We start from the raw sequence: 5,107 nt of genomic DNA, 5'->3' as shown, positions 1-5,107 counted from the left end.
GCCGGCCGCTCCGGCTACGGCGATGACGGATCCTTCGAGGCTGCCCTTGCCGTTGCCCCGGTAGCCACGTGCCGTGGTGTTGGTCATGCCTGTCGCCTCCTGGTCTCGGCGCCCGACCGCGCCGGGTCGCCGTGCCGCTCGCTGTTCCGCAGTTCCGCTGTCCGCCGGTGCACACTCACCGGCACCCCTTCCGCCGCTCAGGCAGCGGCAGGCACCGGGGTCTCCGCGGTGATGCCCTTGGTCGATGCGATCACGGAACGGAGCTTCTTCGCGAGTGCCTCATAGAACATGCTCAGCGGAAACTCATCCGGAAGCACGTCGTCCACGAGCTTGCGCGGGGGCAGGGACAGGTCGAGGGCGTCGGGACCCTTGGCCCACGTCGAGCCGGGGTGCGGCGAGAGGTAGGAGGAGACCAGTTCGTACGCCTTGAACCAGTGCACGAGCTTCGGACGGTCGATGCCCGCCCGGTACAGGGTCTCGATCTCCTCGCGCAGCCGCACCGTCACCTCACGCGCGAGGTCCCAGTCGACGGCAAGCTTGTTGTCCGTCCAGCGCAGCGCCCCGTGCCTGTGGAGGTAGGCGAAGAGGAGCTGGCCGCCCAGGCCGTCGTAGTTGCGGTTGCGCTCGCCGGTGACCGGGAAGCGGAAGAGGCGGTCGAGCAGCACGGTGAACTGGACGTCACGGCCCTGCGGGTAGCCGTCGGCCTCCAGCTGCACCGCCTCGTGGAAGGCGGTCAGGTCGCAGCGCAGCTCCTCCAGCCCGTACATCCAGAACGGCTGCCGCTGCTTGATCATGAACGGGTCGAAGGGGAGATCACCGTGGCTGTGGGTGCGGTCGTGCACCATGTCCCACAGCACGAACGCCTGCTGGCAGCGCGACTGGTCGGAGACCAGCTCCCGGGCCGTCTCGGGCAGTTCGAGGCTGGTGACGTCGCAGGCGGCGTCGACGACGCGACGGAAGCGGGCGGCCTCGCGGTCGCAGAAGATGCCGCCCCAGGAGAAGCGCGGGGGCGCCTCGCGCACGGCGACGGTCTCCGGGAAGAGCACCGCGGAGTTGGTGTCGTAGCCGGAGGTGAAGTCCTCGAAGGTGATGCCGCAGAAGAGCGGGTTGTCGTAGCGGGTGCGCTCCAGCTCCGCGAGCCAGTCGGGCCAGACCATCCGCAGCACGACCGCCTCGAAGTTGCGGTCGGGGTTGCCGTTCTGGGTGTACATCGGGAAGAGCACCAGGTGCTGGAGGCCGTGCACGCGGTTCTGCGCGGGCTGGAAGGCCAGCAGGGAGTCGAGGAAGTCGGGGACTGCGAAACCGCCCGCCGCCCAGCGGCGCAGGTCGGCGACGAGCGCCTCGTGGTAGGCCGCGTCGTGCGGCAGCAGCGGGGAGAGGTCGGTCACCGCCGCGCATATCTGCTCCAGCTCCGCCTCCACGGCGGCCGGTGAGGGTGCGCCCTCTGCCTCGAAGTCGATCGAGCCGTCCTTGGACTGCGCCGGACGAATGGCTTCCACCGCGGCCTTCAGCAGCGGCCATGCCGGGTGTTCGACCACACGCTCAGCGGACGTAGCACCGGCGTCCACGGCTTGGGACGAAAGAATTTCCGTCATGACTTCCCCTCCACAAAAGAACCTGGCGTCACTAAACGGTAGCCGGGCCGGGTCAGGCTCTCAAGTGGAGGGGGCCGAAGATTATCCGTTCAACCCCCGGGTTCAGCCGTCGATCTTCCTGTCCAATGCGGCTGCCGCAATGACTTTGCCCAGGCCTGCCATGGCCTCGACGGCGTCCGGCAGCAGCTCACCCAGCCCGAGAAAGCCGTGGAACATTCCCGGGAAGTGCGCCTCGGTCACCGGCACTCCGGCCTCCTCCAGCTTCGCCGCGTACGCACGGCCCTCGTCGCACAGCGGGTCGCAGCCCGCCGTGATCACGTGCGTGGGCGGCAGTCCTGCCAGGTCGGCGTGCAGCGGAGCCGCGTACGGATGCGCCAGGTCGGCGTCCGGCCCGAAGTACTGGGCCCCGAACCAGAGCATCGCCTCCTCGGTCAGGAAGTACCCCTGTGCGTTGGCGCGGCGGGAGGGCGTCTGCGCCGCCGGGTCCGTGGAGGGGTAGATCAGCGACTGGTGCGCTATCCGCGGGCCGCCCCGTTCCCTGGCCATGAGAGTGCACACCGTGGCGAGATTCCCGCCCGCGCTGTCGCCCGCGACCGCCAGCGCCTGGGGATCGCCGCCGAGCAGCGCGATGTTCTCCGAGGCCCAGCACACTGCCGCGTAGGCGTCGTGGGCAGGCTCGGGGAAGCGTGCCTCGGGGGCCAGCCGGTAGTCGACGGAGACCACCACCGCGCCGGAGGCACGGCAGAGGTTCCTCGCCGTGGAGTCGTGCGTGTCGAGGTTCCCCAGCACCCATCCGCCCCCGTGGAAGAAGACGACCGTGGGACGCGCGTCCACGGGGGACGAGTCGTCCTCGTACGGCCTGTAGATCCTCACCGGCAGGTCCGGCGCGCCCTCGGGCCCCGGAATGGTCCGGTCGGTGACCTCCCGCAGCGCGGGCATCCGTATCGGCTCCGGCATCGACCGGGCGAGGATGCGCCGGGCCTCGGCGGCGTCGGTGACCGTGCCTCCCACGTCGGGGAAGACGGAGGCCATGGCGTCCATCAGCTCGCGTGCCCCGGGGGCCAGCCTCTCCAGCCCTTGCGACGAGGTCTCGGTCACGTCTCTGCTCCTTCATCTGCCGTCGGGATGCCGTACATGCAGTGTCGGTCCCCTGGTCCTGGGTGCTCCGTCGCCGGCCCGTGTCCGGCTGGCGGCGGTCTCACCGTGCATCGGGGGCCGGGCAGTTCGGCCGTTAGTCTGTGCGGCGCGCACATCTGCCCGCGCACCGTCACCACAGGAAAGCGAGAGCGCGCCGTGTCACTGCTCACCGTCGGACACCGCGGAGTGATGGGCGTCGAGCCCGAGAACACCCTCCGGTCCTTCGTCCGCGCAGAGCGCGAGGGGTTCGACGTCATCGAACTCGACCTGCACCTGAGCAAGGACGGTGCCCTGGTGGTGATGCACGACGCCGACGTCTCGCGCACCACCGACAGCTCCGGCGCGATCGCCGACTTCACCCTGGCCGAACTGCGCGAACTCGACGCCGGGCAGGGCGAGCGCATCCCGGTCTTCGAGGAGGTCGTGGAGGCCGTACGGTCGCCGCTGCAGGCGGAGATCAAGGACCGCGCCGCGGCCCGGGTACTCGTCGGAGTGATCAACGAACTCGGCCTGCACGACCGGGTCACCGTGATCTCCTTCCACGACGAGGCGCTCCGCGAGGTCCGCACCCACCTGCCGGAGATGCCGCTGGTGCTGGTCACAGGGCGCTCGACGCCGACCGCACCCGAGCGCGCCCGCGAGCTGGGCGCCGTCATGGTCTCCTGCGAGCTGCGGTGGCTGGAGGCCGAGACCGTCGAGCGCTGCCACGCCGACGGCATCAAGGTCATCAGCTGGACCGTGAACACCGACGAGGAGCTCTCCCTCGCCCGCGAACTGGGACTCGACGGCGTGGTGACCGATATGCCGGAGATCAAGAGGGCAGCGGGCCGAGGGGCTTGATCAGCAGCTCGAAGGCGAGGTCGTCGCGCTGCGGGATGCCGAAACGCTCGTCCCCGTAGGGGAACGGGCTGAGTTGGCCGGTGCGGGTGTAGCCCCGGCGCTCGTACCAGGCGATGAGGTCCTCGCGCTGGCGGATCACCGTCATCTGCATCTCCCGCGCGCCCCATTCGGCCTGGACGGTGCGCTCCGCCTCGGCCAGCACGGCCCGGCCCAGCCCCGCTCCCTGCATTTCGGGACGGACGGCGAACATGCCGAAGTAGGCGCGCTCGTCCCGGCGTTCGAGCTGGCAGCAGGCCACGATCAGCCCGGCACGCTCCACCGCCAGCATGATGCTGCCGGTGTCGGTGACGACTGCGGCGATGCCCTCGGGGTCCGTGCGCTGTCCTTCCAGGAGGTCCGCCTCGGTGGTCCATCCGGCCCGGCTGGCGTCTCCGCGGTAGGCGGACTCGACCAGCGAGACGAGAGCGGGGATGTCGTCCTCGGCGGCGATACGGAAGGTCAGCGCGCCGGACTCCTTGACGTTCTCCATGCCGACCGACCTTAAGGCACGTCTGCCGATCCGTACCCGGCCCCCGATGCCCGGAAGGGGCGCACCGTGATCCGGGCGCCGCCGGACTAGAGTCGGCGGCATGGTGCACGTACTGAGCAGCCGGGTGCTGCTGCGGCCCACCGACCCCGAGCGCGCGCGGGCCTTCTACGGGCAGATGCTGGGCCTCGCCGTCCACCGCGAGTTCGGTACCGGGCCCGAGCGCGGCACGGTCTACTTCCTCGGCGGCGGCTTCCTGGAGGTCTCCGGGCGTTCCGACTCCCCTCCCTCACCGGGCCTGCAACTGTGGCTGCAGGTCCCGGACGCCGAGGCCGCACACCGTGAACTGACCGCCGCCGGCGCAGAGGTGCTGCGGCCGCCGGCCAAGGAGCCGTGGGGCCTCATCGAGATGTGGATCGCCGATCCGGACGGTGTACGCATCTGTGTCGTCGAGGTCCCTGAAGATCATCCGATGCGCTACCGGCCGGGCATCTGAGCGCTCCCCCGCTGCGCCTTTGCGCTCCCGTGTGCGGGCGCGACGGCGGGCAGCCTTCCCTCGGGGCGAGTGGGGAGGTCGGCGATGCACGGCTCGGCGACGGTCGGCTGGTTGCTGACGGCGCTGTGCGCGGTCACCAGCGGTGCGTGTCTGCTGCGCGCGAGGGGGGCCGGGGGGATGCAGCGGCGAACTGCCGGGAGCGAGGCCCTGATGGGTCTCGGGATGGCGGTGATGGCGCTGTCCGGCAGCGTGCCCGTCGCCGTACCCTCGCTCGCCTTCGTGGTGCCCTTCGGGGCGGTGGCCGTGTGGGAGCTGACGCTGCTGAGGGAGAGCGGCCGGTGTCGGCGCCCCGCGGTCCATCACGTCCACCACCTGGTGGGCGCCTTGTCGATGGTCTACATGGCGTTGGCGATGCAGGGTGCGTCCGGTTCGGGCGGCCACATCCACGGGGGCGCCGCCGCCGCGGGCCTGCCTCTGCTGACGGGTGTGCTGCTGGCGTACTTCGCCGTGTAC

6 protein-coding genes are annotated in these 5,107 nt (G+C 70.6%); 3 read left to right on the top strand and 3 right to left on the bottom strand.

Features of this window, described 5'->3' with window-relative positions; translation table 11 throughout:
- Positions 1-197: 197 nt before the first annotated feature.
- Positions 198-1,595 carry a DUF6421 family protein gene (locus H5J26_RS28180; RefSeq protein WP_181768792.1) on the bottom strand — a complete coding sequence of 466 codons (1,398 nt, stop codon included), beginning with the start codon at positions 1,593-1,595 and terminating at the stop codon, positions 198-200.
- Between the two features lie 102 nt (positions 1,596-1,697).
- A complete protein-coding gene (locus tag H5J26_RS28175; protein WP_309238095.1) occupies positions 1,698-2,693 on the bottom strand; it encodes an alpha/beta hydrolase in 996 nt (331 codons plus the stop codon).
- A 195-nt stretch (positions 2,694-2,888) separates the two neighbouring features.
- Between H5J26_RS28175 and H5J26_RS28170 the strand changes: the two genes are divergently transcribed.
- Positions 2,889-3,572 (top strand): glycerophosphodiester phosphodiesterase, encoded by a 684-nt coding sequence (locus tag H5J26_RS28170; RefSeq protein ID WP_181768791.1) that lies wholly within the window; start codon positions 2,889-2,891, stop codon positions 3,570-3,572.
- On the opposite strand, the gene H5J26_RS28165 is transcribed toward H5J26_RS28170, so the two are convergent.
- Positions 3,544-4,101 (bottom strand): GNAT family N-acetyltransferase, encoded by a 558-nt coding sequence (locus H5J26_RS28165; protein WP_181768790.1) that lies wholly within the window; start codon positions 4,099-4,101, stop codon positions 3,544-3,546. The two genes, H5J26_RS28170 and H5J26_RS28165, sit on opposite strands and share 29 nt — an antisense overlap.
- Positions 4,102-4,201: 100 nt before the next feature.
- On the opposite strand from H5J26_RS28165, the gene H5J26_RS28160 reads away from it, so the two are divergent.
- Both H5J26_RS28160 and H5J26_RS28155 read left to right on the top strand, forming a co-directional pair.
- Complete coding sequence (locus H5J26_RS28160; RefSeq protein ID WP_181768789.1) at positions 4,202-4,594, top strand: VOC family protein; 393 nt, start codon at positions 4,202-4,204, stop codon at positions 4,592-4,594.
- A gap of 84 nt (positions 4,595-4,678) precedes the next feature.
- A partial coding sequence (locus H5J26_RS28155) for a DUF5134 domain-containing protein (protein WP_181768788.1) occupies positions 4,679-5,107 on the top strand: 429 nt, incomplete at its 3' end.

The sequence above is a fragment of the Streptomyces albidus (ex Kaewkla and Franco 2022) genome, from assembly GCF_013870515.1.
In the GTDB taxonomy this organism is placed as follows: Bacteria; Actinomycetota; Actinomycetes; order Streptomycetales; family Streptomycetaceae; genus Streptomyces; species Streptomyces albidus.
This window is presented reverse-complemented; position numbering and strand designations above follow the sequence as displayed.

What these genes read in the sequence shown, in the direction of transcription:
- H5J26_RS28180 (WP_181768792.1), bottom strand. Translation starts at nt 1,595, where the DNA reads ATGACGGAAATTCTTTCGTCCCAAGCCGTGGACGCCGGTGCTACGTCC.
- H5J26_RS28165 (WP_181768790.1), bottom strand. Translation starts at nt 4,101, where the DNA reads ATGGAGAACGTCAAGGAGTCCGGCGCGCTGACCTTCCGTATCGCCGCC.
- H5J26_RS28160 (WP_181768789.1), top strand. Translation starts at nt 4,202, where the DNA reads ATGGTGCACGTACTGAGCAGCCGGGTGCTGCTGCGGCCCACCGACCCC.